The sequence below is a fragment of the Acetobacter suratthaniensis genome (assembly GCF_017377745.1).
GTDB classification, from domain to species: domain Bacteria; phylum Pseudomonadota; class Alphaproteobacteria; order Acetobacterales; family Acetobacteraceae; genus Acetobacter; species Acetobacter suratthaniensis.
Genome location: NZ_JAFVMG010000004.1, coordinates 118,627 through 133,874 on the forward strand (window position 1 = coordinate 118,627; position 15,248 = coordinate 133,874).

Here is a 15,248-nt window from a genome sequence, read left to right on the forward strand (position 1 = left end):
AAAAAAGAACAGGTCAAGTCAATGCCTGTCTTGCCATTGCCGCCCTGTCACCGATGCACAGGCCGATTGACCATTAATCAGGCAGGCCGCATCCTTGGCGCCATGCAACACACTCTTTCTACGCCCTCCCTGCCCCGTGTCGGTGTGCTGGCTGTTATCCGGCATGAAGACAGGTTTTTACTCGTCCGGCGTGGCAAAATGCCCGATGCCGGTCTGTGGGGTTTTCCCGGCGGCAAGGTAGAGCCGGGAGAAACGCTGCAACAGGCCGCAACCCGTGAACTGGCGGAAGAAACAGCCCTGAACGCCACAGGACAGGATGTGATTGATACTTTCGAGTCGATCCGCCATGACGCGGCAGGCGCACTGGCGTTTCATTACGTCATTATCGCGGTGCGCTGTCAGCTCCCCGCCGGGCCATGCCCGACCCCGCAGGCGGGTGATGATGCACTGGAAGCCCGCTGGTTTTCCCATGCCCAAATCAAAGCGCTGGGGCCGCTGGCCTGCGAACGGCTGGAAACGCTAGCCACACAGGTCATGCGGGCCGAAGGCGTCCTGTAAGGCGTATAGGCCTGCTACCCTGCCCTATTGGCCTACCTTAGTGAAAGATGCGCCGTGTCTGGCGCTGGCCTGAACGTAAGCTGCCAATCAGCCCCGCCATGACCACCAGCGCATAAACCCCACCCATGACAGACATGGAAACCGGCACACCCGGCACCAGATAGGTTGGCGAATCACAGGGTTTCTGAGGCCGTAACGGCATGGAGGCCAGACGCTCGGCCATCGTATGTCCATACAGGTGCGGAGCATGGCACGCTGGCAGCGGGCTGGGCCACCAGCCCCACTCTACACCCGCATGGCACACGGTAAGCCCGAAGGATGCCAGCATCAGCAGTACTCCGCACCACAGGAACACCCGCCGCAGAGCTCCGGGCAGAACCGCTGCGGCAAGCCCCGCCACCATCAGGATACGCCACGGCCACCGTTCCAGCAGGCACAGCTCGCACGGCATGATACCCAGACCGCGCTCGACCCACCACGCAAAGGCCAGCGCCAGCCCTCCCGCCAGTATCATCAGCACGCCGGGTGTCGGCCCTGTTCTGTCGCGGCTCATGTCATGCTCCCGCCTGTTGCTCCGGCCCGTTACCCTGCGCGTTTATGGCCAGACAGCATCCTGCGCCCGCCTTTATGCCTTGGCAACCAGCCCCTGTATCAGCGTTTTTTCCTGCTTGCGCCTGCCGTGCTGCTTCAGGCAGTCAGCCCGGCCAGCCATGTGCGCAACACGGCGGGGGTTGGAAAATCCACCGGAATACGAAAGCCTGCCCCCCCAGCCGCCTTGGCCACAGCCATAGCGCTCTCATCCGACTTGTCGTTACCAATCACGATGGGTTTGCGCCCCAGAAAAGGGGGGCGCTGCATCAGCAGGGAGACCGCATAGCCCTTATCCACCCCGGCGGGGCGAATTTCCCACGCCATACGCCCGGCCACCAGCAGATAGGCTCCAGCCGATTCCTTCACCCACGCAAGGGCGGCGGCATGCAGGGTCTGAGCGGCTTCAGGAGCTGCACGATAATGCAGGATAAAGCCGCCCTCCGTATGTTCCAGCCTGACACCGGGCAGCGTACCCACAAGGTCGCGCGCCTGCACAAGCCAGACCCGAGGCAGTTCTGGCAGGGCCGTGCGTTCAATAGGCCCGCCCGGCCTATGGCGCAGGGCAATGCCGCCTTCACCCCCTACGGCAAAAGGCACATCGCCTAAAAACGCATCAAGCTGTTCAACCGTGCGGGATGAAATGATCGCCAGCGCATCGCCACAGGCCGTACGCAGGCGGCGCAGCATATCGAGCAGGTCGGGGGGGAGCACCACAGGGTCAGCGGCAGAGACATCCTCCACCAGCGTGCCATCGAAATTCAACAAAAACGCGGCCTGCGACAAGGGCGGAATAGGAAAGCGAGCACTCTGTGCTCCATGAAAACCAAGCATGAAATACCTCTTTTATGGCCTGTTTTCCGTATCCACACAGAATGGCCTCAATAAGCCCCGCCACAGCCCATGCCACCCGGTTCAGGCCGGGCGCATGAACGGACGTTATCCTTTAATATGTATCGCCTATTTTCGGCTCTGTTCCGCCTGTCCGGCCTTTATCTCCGAAAGGTACAGGAGCCGGTAACGGCACCTGCGAAGACGGCGCGGAAGGAACCGGAGCCGCTGATGGTGCGGGTGCTGGCTGGGTCGTTCCCGGTGTTGGCTTCATACCCGGCGGGGCCACAAGCTGCTGCGTGCCATCCGGCGCGGGGGCATCGCCCGGTGCGGCCTGTGGCGTGCCTGAGGGCAGTACCGGCACCACGGGCGCTGCCAGTGGCAGCGGGGTGGGGGCGGTATCCTGCCCTTCGCAACGGACCATCCGCACATCGTAAAGCGGGCTTTCAAACACGCCCAAACCGGGTTCCGCCGCCAGCATCCAGCCATGAAAAGCCACGCCATCGGGGTGGGTGTCGCGCAGGTCGAGCCACGCCGCAGCATCCGGGGCGAGGGTCGGGGGGCGGGTCAGACAACGCGCCACGCCAATTTCCAGATTTTTATAATGTGCTGTGCCGCCAACCGGCACGGACAGCACCTCCACATGAGTATCGAGCTTGTCCAGCACGCGTACAACCGCGATGGTTTTACCCTGCCATGTTTCAGCCGGATAAACCGCAGGCGGCGCCAGTGCAGCCCCCGCCGCCAGCCCCGACCCGCTGGCGAGGCCCAGAGCCAGCCCCCCTGCCAGCAACGCGCCGCCACCAGTCAGCACACCACGCAGGACACCATAACGGCCTTTCGGGCCAGCCATACGCGCGCTCATGCACCCACCCGAGGAGACTGCAATGCCTGCACCAGTTCAGCCAGCCGCTCACGCATGACCTGTTCGCTTACACCCATTAACACCGCATCCTCGAAAGCATCGGTCAAAACCTGCCGCACATCCTGCCAGTTTTCTTCCAGAACGCGGATTTTTTCCTGACACGAGACGGGCTGCCCGTCTTCCTGTGGCCAGATACGCAACGCTTCCATACTGCCTGTTTCCTGTATCAAATCCGCAGCCCTACCGGGGAGCGCATCAAGGCGCGTCATCATGACCGGACCCGGCATGATCCGCCGGGGTCTTGCCGGTGCGGGTCAGGGTATCCGTCACGGAAAAAATGAACTTGCTCAGTAGCTGTTCCAGACTGATGGAACCCTGCGTCTGGCTCACGGTGGCGCCGGGGCTGAGGGTTTTGTCATCCCCCCCCGGAGACAGGGCGATATATTTACCGCCCAGCAGGCTGTCGCTGGTGATGATGGCCGCCGTATCATCGGACAGGTGCAGGTCGGGCCGCACGGTAAAGACCACATGGGCCTTGAAGGTCTGCGGATTGACGCTTTCCGATACGACATGGCCAACCGTAACCCCGGCCAACCGCACATCGGAGCCAATATCCAGCCCGTCTATATGAGAGAAATCAGCCCCGAGCTGATACCCATCACCCGTGCTCTTGCGCCCTTCGCCCACCACCGTGGCCACCAGCATAAGCACCAGCGCGCACAGCACGGCAGCACCCGCTACCAGCTCGGCGATGTCGCGCCGCGATTTTTCCGCCATTGCAGAAGCCATGAACAGACCACACTCCCTGTTGGTAACAACACCCTAGCAGGGAATGCGCGGCAAATCACGCCTTGGGCGTATCGCCCGGTGTCCAGGCTTCGTAATCGCCGGTCGCGGGGGGGTGTTTACCGGTTACATACAGGCTGCCCTGAGGGCGGTAAGCCCCCGGCCCGCCAGTCAGGTTCGGCTGGTGGGGCAGTTGCCACGGCTTGCGCTCGGCCTCGGGAATCGGGGCTTCCAGCGTGTGGTGCAGCCACCCCCACCATTCCGGCGGCACGGCGGACGGGTCTTCCCCCTTATGGTAGATAACCCAGCGCTCGGGGCGTTGGACCCCGCCACCCAGACGGGCCGGGCCGGTGGATTCATAATAGCAGCGGCCATCGGCGTCCTTGCCGATCAGCCGCCCTTTCCGGCGCGTATGCAGCCATGTTCCGAAATTTGCCATGACCGGGATGATAGGACTCCGGCGCGGCATCCGTCGATCCTTTTGTCGCCTGCACGGCCATCACCTGTGCGAGACCGGACCGGCTGCAAAGTTATCCCCCATATCCTCGTTATAAAGAGTATCAATGCCTCTGGCGGGCCACCAAACCGGGTTACCTCAGCATCAGCCGGGGCGATAAACTCAGCAACATGACAACCGCCACACACCCATGGAACGGTGTGCTGATGAGCACACTGGACGCCGCCGCCGACCCGGATGCGCCGCTCCGCCCCGTAACACTCCCCGCTGAGTGGGATACGGAGGCGGCTGCCGCTCTTGCACAGCTCGTTCCGGGCGACGATCCGATCGACCTTCCCACACTGGCCGATGGCTGGACACGCGTGTTCGCCCCGGACGGCGCCACCGCGCGTTCGCTGGTCTGGCTGCTGCTGACACGTCAGGCCGCGCCGACAGAAGCCGTCTGGCGCAGTGCGTTTGACCGGCCTCCGGGCTTTATCATCAACCTGGCGGCGTTTGTCTCGCCGGGGGAAGGCTTTGCCGCGCGTACCTTTGTCGCAGCGCTGCGGCTGGTCTGTTCGGTGCTGCGCCATACGGCAGAAAGCACGGCCAGCCTGCGCAATGGTGAGCTGCCGCTGCCAGACCTGTTCGCCCCCGCCACCGCACCGACAGCCAGCCAGCCCGCAACAGCCGCGGATGCGCCACCTCTGGTCGCGGGCGATATTCTGCTGACCAATCTCGATGCCTGTCTGGCCGGTGTGGGGCTGGATTATGATAGCGAGGACGGACGGGCCGCGGCCTGCGCCATTGCCGCACTCGCCACCCTGACCGCCCATGCCGGACGCGGCCCCGAAACCCTGCCCCTGCCGCCCGTCCGCACCGTTCTGCCCGGTCTGGGCGAGACCCTGCGCGCGGTCTGGGCCGAAGCGGCCGTGGAAACCGATACCCCGCTCGCCCCGGTTGAAACCGGCTTTTCGGCCTCCAACCCGGTCGATGGTATTCTGGGGGCAGAAGCCTGCGGGCTGGCTCCGGTTTTTTCCATGCTACGCCCGGATGGCCGCCTAGCTACCAGCACGCGCCAGCGGCTGGAAGCACGCGGCTTCACTACCGAAACCGCTCTGGCTGCGGCCCTTGCGGGGGAAACCGTGCTGCCTCTGCCCGGTGCTGGCGCACATCTGGCCATGTATCGTGCGCTGACCGGCTTTGTAGACCGCATGCCCGCCCGCCCCGAAGCCCTGCCCGCCCCCGCGCGCCAGAAGCTCGAACGCGGCGCACGGCGCGCACTGTCTGCCCGGCATGGCGGCTTTACCCAGAAAACCAGCATTGGCGGCCACCGCCTGTTCATGCGTACCGGTGAATACGAAGACGGCACGCTGGGCGAGCTGTCGCTCTCTCCCACGCGGGAAAGCAGCATGGTGCGCGGCCTGATGGAAAGCTTCAGCGAAGCCGTCAGCATTGGTCTGCAATATGGTGCGCCGCTGGACGCCTTTGTGGATAACTTCGCCTATTCCTGCTTTGGCCCGGCGGGTACAGTCGAGGGAGACCCTGTGGCCTCCTACGCCACCTCCATGCTGGATTATGTGTTCCGCGCCCTGTCCGATACCTATCTTGGCAAGCGCCTGCCAGATGGGCCGCATCAGGACAGTCAGGCCGAGCCAGACCCGCTGCTGCCGCTTGACCTGCCCGGTGAGGATGATACCCCTTCAGGACAGAGAAAGCGTGGCCTGCGGCTGGTCTGCTAACCCGCGCACCGCAACGATCAAGGGAAAAAACGCTATGAGCACCCCCGAATCCCGCCTTCAGGCTCTGGGCATTATCCTGCCGGTGCCCGCCGCCCCGGTTGCCAATTATGTTGCCTGTGTGCAGACCGGCTCGACACTGGTCGTATCCGGCCAGCTGCCCCTGCTTGATGGCGCCCTGTTCGCCACTGGCAAGCTGGGCGGCGCTGTCACGGTTGAAACCGCCGTGGAAGCCGCCCGTTACAGCATGATCAACGTGATCGCACAGGTAAAAGCCGCCATAGGCGATCTCTCACGCGTCAAGCGCGTGGTGCGACTGGGTGGTTTTATTGCCTGCACACCCGACTTTACGGCGCAGGCCACGGTCATGAACGGCGCGTCCGATCTGGCCGTTGCCGTATTTGGTGATGCCGGACGCCACGCACGCTCCACCGTAGGCGTGCCGTCCCTGCCACTGGATGCCCCGGTGGAAGTCGAAGGACTGTTCGAAATCGCGTAATGCCCGGCCTCCCATCCCCTCCGGGGTGGGAGCACGGTACCCACAGAAAGCGCCCACCAGAAAGCGCCCACAGGGAGCATGATCGTCATGGCTGACTGGGCTGTTACCCTGCATGAGAGCATTCACGACATCCCACCCGCGCAGTGGGATGCCTGCGCCGGGCCGGATGCCCCTTTCATCAGCCATGCTTTTTTAAGCGCACTGGAAGACAGCGGCTCGGTCAGCCGCGAAACAGGCTGGATACCGCGCCACCTGCGCTTGCAAAGCCCCGATGGGGGCCTTGCCGCCGTCTGTCCGGCCTATTTCAAAGACCATTCCTGGGGCGAATATGTGTTCGATCAGGGATGGGCACGCGCCTTTAACGCGGCAGGCGGACGCTATTACCCCAAACTGCAATGCGCCGTACCCTTTACACCTGCCCCCGGCCCCCGCCTGCTCGCCCACCCCAGCGCCCCACCAGAAACCCGCGCCGTGCTAGCCGATGCGCTCCGCCAGATCTGTGGCGATACGGGGCTTTCATCCGTCCATGTCACCTTTTGCCAGCCCGAAGAAAGCGCCCTGCTTAACGAGCGTGGATGGTTGCCACGCCTTGGTGTGCAGTATCACTGGCATAATCAGGGCTTTTCCAGCTTTGACGATTTTCTCGCCACTCTTTCCTCCCGCAAACGCAAAAGCATCCGACGGGAACGGCGCGAAGCCAATGCCTGTGGCCTGACTTTTGAAACCCTGCGCGGGAAAGCCATAACGGCTGAAGACTGGCGTGCCTTTTACGGCTTCTATCAGGACACCATCGACCGCAAATGGGGGCGTGCGTACCTGACGGACAGCTTTTTTCCGCTGCTATCCGAAAGGCTGGGCGATGCCGTTGTGCTGATGGTCGCCCGCCACGGCCAGACCCCGGTGGCCATGGCGCTGAATGTTCTGGGCGGCTCCACCCTGTTCGGGCGCAACTGGGGTTGCCGAGGCGAATGGCCATTCCTGCATTTCGAACTCTGCTATTACAGGGCAATAGATTTCGCCATCACACACGGTCTGGCACGCGTGGAAGCCGGAGCGCAGGGCGAACACAAAATCCAGCGTGGCTACCTGCCAGTGCTGACACATTCCGCCCACTGGCTGGAAAACCCTTCTCTACGGCGAGCCGTTCAGGACTACCTGCACAGCGAACGCCCAGCTATCCGGGCTGAGGCCGAAGCCCTGATGACCCTCTCGCCCTACCGCAAGGAAAGCGACCCGCCACAGGCCGCTCAGCCATCGGACAGCGCTCCGTCATAACCTGCCCGGCACACAGCAGGGGCGGGAAAGCGCCTGCGCCTGCTGTGTGCCGGGCGCGGTATTCAAGGGGTTCCGATACAGCACAGCGAACCACCCAGCCTGTGTGGCCCCCATGCGCCACGCCCACGCCATCGTGATCCGTGGCATTGCAGGGGCGTTTCTTTTTGCGTATGCCCGACTCATTCCTTACACCAGCAAGACCACACCTTCCGGCGACAGAAGCAATGAGCAGCACCAGCACCCCTCCTTCCTCCGGCCACAGCGCCCAGCTTATTGACGGCAAGGCCTTCGCCTCCACGCTGCGCGACACGGTGCGCGACGAGGTGCAGGCATTCCACGCCCGCCATACCGTCACCCCCGGTCTTGCTGTGGTTCTGGTAGGCAATGACCCGGCCAGCGAGGTCTATGTTCGCAACAAGGCTATCCAGACCCACCATGCGGGCATGCGCTCTTTCATGCACATGCTGCCCGAAAGCACCTCCGAGGAAGAACTGCTCGGGCTGGTGAACAGGCTGAACAAAGATCCCGAAATTCACGGTATTCTGGTGCAGCTCCCCCTACCCGCCGGGCTGGATGCACGCCGTGTGACCAATGCCATAGCCCCTGAAAAAGATGTGGACGGGCTGGGTGAGGTCAATGCCGGACGGCTGGCCGTCAATCTGCCCGGTATCGTACCCTGCACCCCCCTTGGCTGCCTGATGCTTCTGCGCGACCAGTTGGGTGACATGACCGGACTGCATGCGGTTGTGATTGGCAGCTCCAATCTGGTGGGCAAACCACTGGCCCTGATGCTGCTGGCGGAAGGCTGCACGGTTTCCATTGCCCATATTCACACACGCGACACAGCCGCCCTCGCACGTGAGGCCGATATTCTGGTGGTCGCTACCGGCTGTCGGGAGCTGGTACGTAAGGACTGGATCAAGCCCGGCGCCACAGTGATTGATGTAGGCATTACCCGCACCACAACACCGGATGGCAAAAGCCGCCTTGTGGGCGATGTGGCCTTTGACGAGGTCGCAACCGTAGCAGGGCGGATTACTCCCGTACCCGGCGGTGTCGGCCCCATGACCATTGCCTGCCTGCTCAGCAACACGCTGGCTGCGGCACGCCTGCAGATAGAGGGAACACTGCCGTGAGTCTGGCCCGCCTTTCTATCGAACTGGTACCCCGCACGGCAGAAGACCTGATAGCCGAAGCCCGAACCGTCAAAACCCTGTTTCCTGCGGCGGATACGCTCAATATTCCCGATCTCATGCGCTTTCCCCTGCGGAGCTGGGATGCGGCAAAACTGGCGCAGCCTTACTGCAAGCGTATCATCGCGCATGTGCGGGCCATCGACATCGCCCCCGATGCCCCCCTGCCCGGCGTAGATCAGCCGGGTTTGGAGGAAGTACTGGTCGTGCATGGCGACCCTCCGGCTGATCTGTCGCGCCGCACTTACCCCAACAGTTCGGAAAGCATTATCCGTCGCTACCGGCGTGAAGCGCCGCATCTGCGGATTTATGCGGCCTTCGATCCCTACCGGCGCGCGCCATGGCAGGAACTCGAAGATGTCGCCCGTAAAAAAGATGCCGGAGCTGAAGGCTTTTTTACCCAGCCGGTCTTTGATTACAAACTGTTCGACCTGTGCCGTGAGTGGCTGAAGAACGAGACCGTATTCTGGGGTCTTTCACCCGTTATCGGCCCGCGTTCGCGCTCATACTGGGAAACGACGAACCATATCGTCTTCCCACATGACTTTGCCCCCACGCTGGAGGCCAATGTAGCCTTTGCGGGCAAGGTGCTGCGCGAACTTTCACAGACACAGGGCAATGCCTACCTGATGCCCGTACGCATCAAGCTCGAACAGTATCTGCCCCCGCTGCTGGCCTGGCTGGACTAAAACGCACCAGCCAGACCCGCAGGCAGGTTATTGGGCAGAGCCGCCGTACAGAGCTGTCAGGCTGGCTGCGGCCAACTGGTGATGGTGCACCATAAACCCGACCAGAGCCGGGCTTGCATCCGCCGAAACATCAAGCGTTGGTACATCCAGCGCATAAACGGTAAAGACGTAACGATGCACACGGCCCGGCGGCGGTGCTGCCCCGCCATAGCCCGGCGCACCGAAATCAGTCCGAACCTGCAAAGCCCCTTCCGGCAGGCCACCCTTGCCTGAGCCAGCGCCTTCTGGCAGGCCGCGCACCTGTGGTGGAATATTGACAACCACCCAGTGCCACCAGCCCGAACCTGTCGGGGCATCCGGGTCGTAAACCGTCACCACGAAACTGCGGGTACCTTCGGGCGCGCCTTTCCATGACAGCGCGGGAGACAGGTTGGCCCCTGTCTGGCCCATGCCATCATAGACCTGCGCCTGCGGCAGCAGATCGCCCGTGACAAAGCCCGGGCTTTCAAGAACAAACGTCATGGTTCGTTCCTTACCAGTTACGGCTGATCAGCCAGAATTCCTCAGACGTCAGGGTGACACCCTGTCCGGATTCCGCCGCAGCTTTCGCCAGAGCTTCAATCCGTTCAATCATGATCACCTTGCGCGTATGCGCCTCGGATGTTTCCGTAACGCTGTTCAGCACACCCAGAGAAACCTCGGCGGCCTTGGCGACACGGGCAGCATCAAGCAGGGCATAGGACATGTGTTTTTCTCCTTGTCGATCTAGGGGCCATGCGCACCAGACGCAGCGCCACCCCTTCATGCAAGGTAAAAGGTCGGACTTTAAGCATGGCTTTCCTGTCCGAACCTTGACCTTCACTTTTGTACGGGCCGCGTCATGGGCATGTCAATCAAGGCACGCCCATGCGGGCACCGCACCGGCCAAAGCCCTCTGTCTAGCCACGGACGAGAAAAAACACCTGACAGGCTGTCAGGTTGAAAGTGCCTGCCTGCGGAAATATGCGCGGTAAGCTTTCAGGATGAGCAGCTTCATCGCGTTTGACCGATCGCAGCCGTGTCTTCTACCGCTGAATCTGAAGTCATGATTGCCTGCGGATGATGTAGCATTTTCATCGTGCGCGGCGGTAGAGTAGGGGCCGCGAGGGGTATTTTCAGTGCCTCGGCGGACTGGTGGAAAGGCACAGCCGGATGATAAACCCCCACCAGACCGGCAGGCCTACAACGCTCAAGCCGTAATTTGGCGCCGGGGCTGCCAGTAATGCGCCAAGCCATCCTTGACCGCCTATCTCGTTCACTGTTGACGCAATGCCCTCATTGCAGATGGACTTTCAACAGACACCCTAAGCTCTATTCTGCCAAAGTAGTGCTAGATCCTACCCGGCATCTTGACGATCATAAAAAAACATGATCTGTATTGGATTAACGTCTAGTGTGTATGAGTATTCATGAATACAGAGCCATCACATCTCTGTTTTTCATCTCAGAAAACCTGATTGCGGCTTTGGTAACATGTTTCCGGGGCAATGCAGCGCTGTTTATGCCCCCAAAATCTATTGCGTAAAAAATGAAACATTAAGGCAGAATGACATTATGGGAAATGATACGCATACCTGTAAGAATAAAATTATTTTACCTCTGCTGAGTTTTCTGTTGCGCAAGCTTCCCATCAAAAATGGGAAAGGCCGTATCATTGATAAAACTTTTCTGGGCTCTCTCCGGTTTGATCAAGAAACACTTCAAACCTCCACAATTTACGGAGCCAACATAACAGTTTTCCCAAATGATTTGGTGGGACGGCATATTTTCTTCACAGGGACTTTTGATCAGTCTGTTTTTGAGTGCCTGAGCGCGTTTGCTGGCGATAATCCTGTTCTATGGGATATAGGCGCAAACATAGGTTATATGTCTGTAGAGTTTTTACACCGTTTCCCTGCGGCGCGTGTGGTGGCTTTTGAGCCGCTGCCTGATATATTTAATCTGCTACGCAATAATATTGTCACTCCTTATCCTGAAAGAGCCACGGCTGTTAATGCGGCCGTTAGCAATTGTCAGGGCTCGGCGCACATACAGCGGGTGGAGCATAATTCAGGCGGGTCGCATATTTCGGATAAAGGGGATAACGAGATTGCTCTCGTTACAGGGAATATGATGCTGAGCAAAGCACCAGCCCCCACGGTTATAAAAATTGATGTTGAGGGGCATGAGGCTCAGGCTCTGGCAGGACTGAGTGACGTGCTGGCAAATAACAGTTTGCGTGCCGTTGTTTTCGAGCACCATACAAAAGATTTGGTCAGTCAAGATGTATCAGCACCTCTTGTTCAGGCAGGATTTAAGATTTTCCGTATCTGGAAAAATATTTCCTGCTGGGGGCTGCATGATGCAAACAGCACTTACAATAAAAACAATTTTTATCCGACTGCAGACTATGCTGCAATCCGGGGCGCCATCCCACAAAATGTAAAAATCTTGTCCTAGCAGCCTGTCGTATTGAGCCCCCCCTGTGAAGGGGCAGGATTGTAAGAGGGTAAGAAGAGCAGCTTCATCCCGTTTGACCGGTCTTTGGAATTATCAAACGCATCATGGGCTTCAGAAGATTCAGCCTGCGTGGCCTTTCAAACGTCACGACTGAATGAACCTTCGTCGTACGCCCATATAACTGCAAAAGAATGACCCGGCTTCAGGTAGCATCAGCCGGGTTAACCTTGGCGTTATCAGCCACCCAACGCCCGACCCGACAGGCTGCTAGAGCACAGTAAGCGGGGAACTCGCCCCCTCCCCCATTCCCCCGACAGGAAAGGGCCTTTGCGCCAATAGGTCAGGGCGGTCTGCATTGAGCAGAAAAGCATCCATTTTTTCTACAAAGGCCGCCGTGCCCAACTGGCGGGCTATGGCAAAATGTTGCGCAGCATCCCCGGGCTGATTTTCGCGCAGGAGAAAACGGCCATAATTGAAATGCCCACGAAAATCCCCGCACCGGGCGGCGGCCGCGTACCAGGCCCGTGCCCGCCGCAGGTCGCGTGCGCAGGCCCAGCCATCTTCATAAAAACTGCCGATAATATTAAAGGATTTACAGTGACCCAGCGCGGCAGAGCGCCTGAACCAGAGCAAGGCCGCTTCCAAATCGCGCGGCCCGCCCCAACCCAGTGTCAGCCCGGTTGCATAATTATACATGCCCCAGTCCAGTCCGGCCTGCGCTGCCCGCCGGTACCACGGCATGGCCTCGGCTTTATTAAGGGCAACCCCCCAGCCCAATTCGCGGCACCGCCCGACCATGTTGCACCCCATGGCAACCCCCTGAAGGGCGCTGGCCAGAAACCACCGGAAGGCGTTCTTCTCGTCCCGCGCGGTACCGATCCCGTTCAGCAGCAACTGGCCAAGCGCCAGTTGTGCCTGTGCATCACCTGCCCTTGCCTGCTGCGTGACAAGGGCCAGAAGCGCTGCCTGCTCCTCAGAAGTGGACATTCATGTTGACCATCGCGGTACGACCCGGTGCCTGTAGGGCATAATGCGTCGTATAGGCCTGAATGAAATACCGTGTATTGGCGATATTCTGGATATTGAGCTGCAACGTGTAATGCTTGAGAAAGCGGTAACTGGCCATAAAATCAAAACGCCAGTATGCAGGAACGAATTTTGGTGCTGTGGGTGAATCCGTACCATAGATGCGGCTCATATAATACACACCGCCCCCGACCTTGAGATTTTCAACCGGCCGGAATGTTGTCCACAAAGATAGGCTGTTTTCCGGTGTATTGGGTGCATGGCGTCCGTTCATGACCCCGGCACTGGCACCCGAGCCACCGTATTCGATAAGCCGTGCATCAAGATAGGAATATCCCCCGGACACTTCCCACCATTTGGTCAGCTGCCCATTGATGCTGATTTCACCCCCACGGGTGCGCTTCTTGCCCCCATTGGCGATCCCGCCTGTTGCGGTGGTAATCTTGAAGTCGCTCGCATCAATCTGGAACAGCGCACCTGCTACAAAAATCCTGTTATGCAGCAGGCTCCATTTCGTACCGACCTCGATCGTGCGATCCTGTTCAGGCTTGAGAACAGAGCCGACATTGCCCGTACGATCAACCCCCAGAGAAATATCATCCGAACCCTGCCCGACCGAATTGCCCGGCGGGATGGCCGATGTCGCGTACGAGGCATAGATCGCGCCATTGGGCGCGGGTTTGTACACCAGCCCCCCCTGATAGGTGAACAGATTATCACCCCGCCCATATTCGGCCCCGGCGGAGCGGAACGTGCTCTGCACATTGTCCAGACGAACACCAAAGTTACCCAAAAGCTGCGGCAGGAAGGTGATCGTGTCGGTCAGATAAACCGCCTTGGTATCAAAACGGGTGCTATTGGGGTTGCCCGCACGCCGGATAGAGGCGGAATAAGCATCATCTGGATTGGGGTTAAGCAGCGTGGTGCAGGTGCCTGACGAAAACGCCAGAGCCGTGGCGCAACGCGTGTAGTTCGTACCCGATGTCACGTTCACACCGTTTACAAACGCTGCATAGGTATCGTTCTTACCCTGCTCACGGGTAAACTCCGCGCCCATGGCAAACGAGTTCTTGAATCCGAGCAGGTGCACGGTGCCGTAGAAATCGGTCTGGTTTGTGGCGGTATCAAAGGTGGAAATACGGCTGTTCATGCGCCGGTACACATAGCCGTAATAGATATTGCCGTTACTATCGTCCGGCATCGTCCAGATATCGTCCTGCTTGGTTTCCGAATAACGGGTCGAGTTACGGATATGCAGGTTGGGGCTGAAATCATGCTCGAAACGCAGCGTGCCCATGTCGATCCCGTCATTATTACGGTCACGCGCCTTGAGGCCATACCATGTATCAAACGGCACCGAGACAGGCGCACCGCTGCCCGTTACCATGCTGGGCGTGGCGCCATCGGTTCTGGCCCGGAAGGTCGGGTTATTATACGGAATACCGACATCCGGCGTGTCGAAATTCTGCATGTGATAATACATGAGCGTAACACGGTTGGGCGTACCCAGCCCGAATGACAACGAGGGCGCCAGACCGTAGCGCTCGAAATGGGTCGGGCCACGACCGGCCTTATCCTCATCATCCACCATCAGGTTGAAACGGAAAGCCCCGGTGGGGGCCACCTTCCAGTTTCCATCAAACGTGGCGCGCTTATAATCGGCATTACCAAAACCGACATTGGCATCAATAAAGTTGGCGAGTTTCGGCATCTTGCTGTTGATGACAATGGCGCCACCCGCACCCGCACGACCGCTGATTGCGCCGGTATCACCCTTGATGACATCAATGGATTCGACATTGAATGTCTCGCGCGACTGGGCACCCACATCGCGCATGCCATCCACAAACGTGCTCGACTGCGCATCCTGACCACGCAGGAACGGTCTGTCGCCCACGGGGTTACCCCCCTCACCCGCACCCATGGTGATGCCCGGCACGTTGCGCAGGGCATCGGCCAGTGTATGGGAGGCTGTTTCATCGAGAATCTGGCGCGAAATCACCGAAACGCTTTTGGGCGTATCCAGAATGGACGCGGTAAATTTCGGGGAACGATTCCTGAACTGACCAATAACCTCAACCTGTTCATAGCCCGGTACGGTTTTATGTTGCCCGGCATCTTTATGGTCGGAGGTTTTTCGCTTTTTACCGTCCGCATGGTCCACATCGACATCAGCGGCAAAGGCGAAAGACTGCGCCCCCATCCACACGGTTGCGCCTAGCAGCGTAAGATTCGAGGCTGCGTCAGTCATTTTTCCAGAAATCGGCCTCACGGACGGATCCTTT

The 15,248-nt window shown here is 59.7% G+C and carries 17 protein-coding genes; 7 read left to right on the forward strand and 10 right to left on the reverse strand.

Features of this window, described 5'->3' with window-relative positions:
* Positions 1-102 precede the first annotated feature (102 nt).
* Positions 103-558 carry an NUDIX hydrolase gene (locus J2D75_RS06245; protein ID WP_207853902.1) on the forward strand — a complete coding sequence of 152 codons (456 nt, stop codon included), beginning with the start codon at positions 103-105 and terminating at the stop codon, positions 556-558.
* 37 nt (positions 559-595) lie between these two features.
* Here the strand turns inward: J2D75_RS06245 and J2D75_RS06250 are convergent, their stop codons facing one another.
* The 6 genes from J2D75_RS06250 to J2D75_RS06275 all read right to left on the reverse strand — a co-directional run bounded on the left by J2D75_RS06250 (position 596) and on the right by J2D75_RS06275 (position 4,067).
* Entirely contained in the window at positions 596-1,111 is a 516-nt protein-coding gene (locus J2D75_RS06250) for a disulfide bond formation protein B (protein ID WP_243428553.1), read from the reverse strand.
* Between the two features lie 134 nt (positions 1,112-1,245).
* Positions 1,246-1,980 (reverse strand): trehalose-phosphatase, encoded by a 735-nt coding sequence (gene otsB, locus J2D75_RS06255; RefSeq protein ID WP_207853903.1) that lies wholly within the window; start codon positions 1,978-1,980, stop codon positions 1,246-1,248.
* Between the two features lie 112 nt (positions 1,981-2,092).
* Positions 2,093-2,842: a DUF2155 domain-containing protein gene (locus J2D75_RS06260; protein ID WP_243428554.1), complete on the reverse strand. Its 750-nt coding sequence runs from the start codon at positions 2,840-2,842 to the stop codon at positions 2,093-2,095.
* A complete protein-coding gene (locus J2D75_RS06265; RefSeq protein WP_207853966.1) occupies positions 2,839-3,051 on the reverse strand; it encodes a hypothetical protein in 213 nt (70 codons plus the stop codon). The genes J2D75_RS06260 and J2D75_RS06265 overlap by 4 nt, the downstream gene beginning before the upstream one ends.
* 46 nt (positions 3,052-3,097) lie before the next feature.
* A complete protein-coding gene (gene mlaD, locus J2D75_RS06270; RefSeq protein WP_207853904.1) occupies positions 3,098-3,631 on the reverse strand; it encodes an outer membrane lipid asymmetry maintenance protein MlaD in 534 nt (177 codons plus the stop codon).
* A 55-nt stretch (positions 3,632-3,686) separates the two neighbouring features.
* Positions 3,687-4,067 (reverse strand): NADH-ubiquinone oxidoreductase subunit NDUFA12 family protein, encoded by a 381-nt coding sequence (locus J2D75_RS06275; protein WP_207853967.1) that lies wholly within the window; start codon positions 4,065-4,067, stop codon positions 3,687-3,689.
* Between the two features lie 188 nt (positions 4,068-4,255).
* Here J2D75_RS06275 and J2D75_RS06280 point away from each other — a divergent pair, with 188 nt between their 5' ends.
* The 5 genes from J2D75_RS06280 to J2D75_RS06300 all read left to right on the forward strand — a co-directional run bounded on the left by J2D75_RS06280 (position 4,256) and on the right by J2D75_RS06300 (position 9,459).
* Entirely contained in the window at positions 4,256-5,806 is a 1,551-nt protein-coding gene (locus J2D75_RS06280; protein ID WP_207853905.1) for a TSCPD domain-containing protein, read from the forward strand.
* Between the two features lie 34 nt (positions 5,807-5,840).
* Entirely contained in the window at positions 5,841-6,302 is a 462-nt protein-coding gene (locus tag J2D75_RS06285) for a RidA family protein (RefSeq protein WP_207853906.1), read from the forward strand.
* Between the two features lie 87 nt (positions 6,303-6,389).
* Positions 6,390-7,577: a GNAT family N-acetyltransferase gene (locus J2D75_RS06290; RefSeq protein WP_207853907.1), complete on the forward strand. Its 1,188-nt coding sequence runs from the start codon at positions 6,390-6,392 to the stop codon at positions 7,575-7,577.
* 224 nt (positions 7,578-7,801) lie between these two features.
* Positions 7,802-8,713: a bifunctional methylenetetrahydrofolate dehydrogenase/methenyltetrahydrofolate cyclohydrolase gene (locus J2D75_RS06295; protein WP_207853908.1), complete on the forward strand. Its 912-nt coding sequence runs from the start codon at positions 7,802-7,804 to the stop codon at positions 8,711-8,713.
* A complete protein-coding gene (locus J2D75_RS06300; RefSeq protein WP_207853909.1) occupies positions 8,710-9,459 on the forward strand; it encodes a methylenetetrahydrofolate reductase in 750 nt (249 codons plus the stop codon). The genes J2D75_RS06295 and J2D75_RS06300 overlap by 4 nt, the downstream gene beginning before the upstream one ends.
* Before the next feature lie 27 nt (positions 9,460-9,486).
* Here the strand turns inward: J2D75_RS06300 and J2D75_RS06305 are convergent, their stop codons facing one another.
* Together J2D75_RS06305 and J2D75_RS06310 are read right to left on the reverse strand one after the other, a co-directional pair.
* Positions 9,487-9,981, reverse strand: coding sequence for a kinase inhibitor (locus tag J2D75_RS06305; protein WP_207853910.1), 495 nt, complete (start codon positions 9,979-9,981; stop codon positions 9,487-9,489).
* 10 nt (positions 9,982-9,991) lie between these two features.
* Positions 9,992-10,204: a hypothetical protein gene (locus J2D75_RS06310; protein WP_207853911.1), complete on the reverse strand. Its 213-nt coding sequence runs from the start codon at positions 10,202-10,204 to the stop codon at positions 9,992-9,994.
* 848 nt (positions 10,205-11,052) lie between these two features.
* Between J2D75_RS06310 and J2D75_RS06315 the strand changes: the two genes are divergently transcribed.
* Positions 11,053-11,937: an FkbM family methyltransferase gene (locus J2D75_RS06315; protein ID WP_207853912.1), complete on the forward strand. Its 885-nt coding sequence runs from the start codon at positions 11,053-11,055 to the stop codon at positions 11,935-11,937.
* A 267-nt stretch (positions 11,938-12,204) separates the two neighbouring features.
* On the opposite strand, the gene J2D75_RS06320 is transcribed toward J2D75_RS06315, so the two are convergent.
* Together J2D75_RS06320 and J2D75_RS06325 are read right to left on the reverse strand one after the other, a co-directional pair.
* Positions 12,205-12,924, reverse strand: coding sequence for a tetratricopeptide repeat protein (locus tag J2D75_RS06320; RefSeq protein ID WP_207853913.1), 720 nt, complete (start codon positions 12,922-12,924; stop codon positions 12,205-12,207).
* Entirely contained in the window at positions 12,911-15,214 is a 2,304-nt protein-coding gene (locus J2D75_RS06325; RefSeq protein WP_207853914.1) for a TonB-dependent receptor, read from the reverse strand. The genes J2D75_RS06320 and J2D75_RS06325 overlap by 14 nt, the downstream gene beginning before the upstream one ends.
* Between the last annotated feature and the right edge of the window lie 34 nt (positions 15,215-15,248).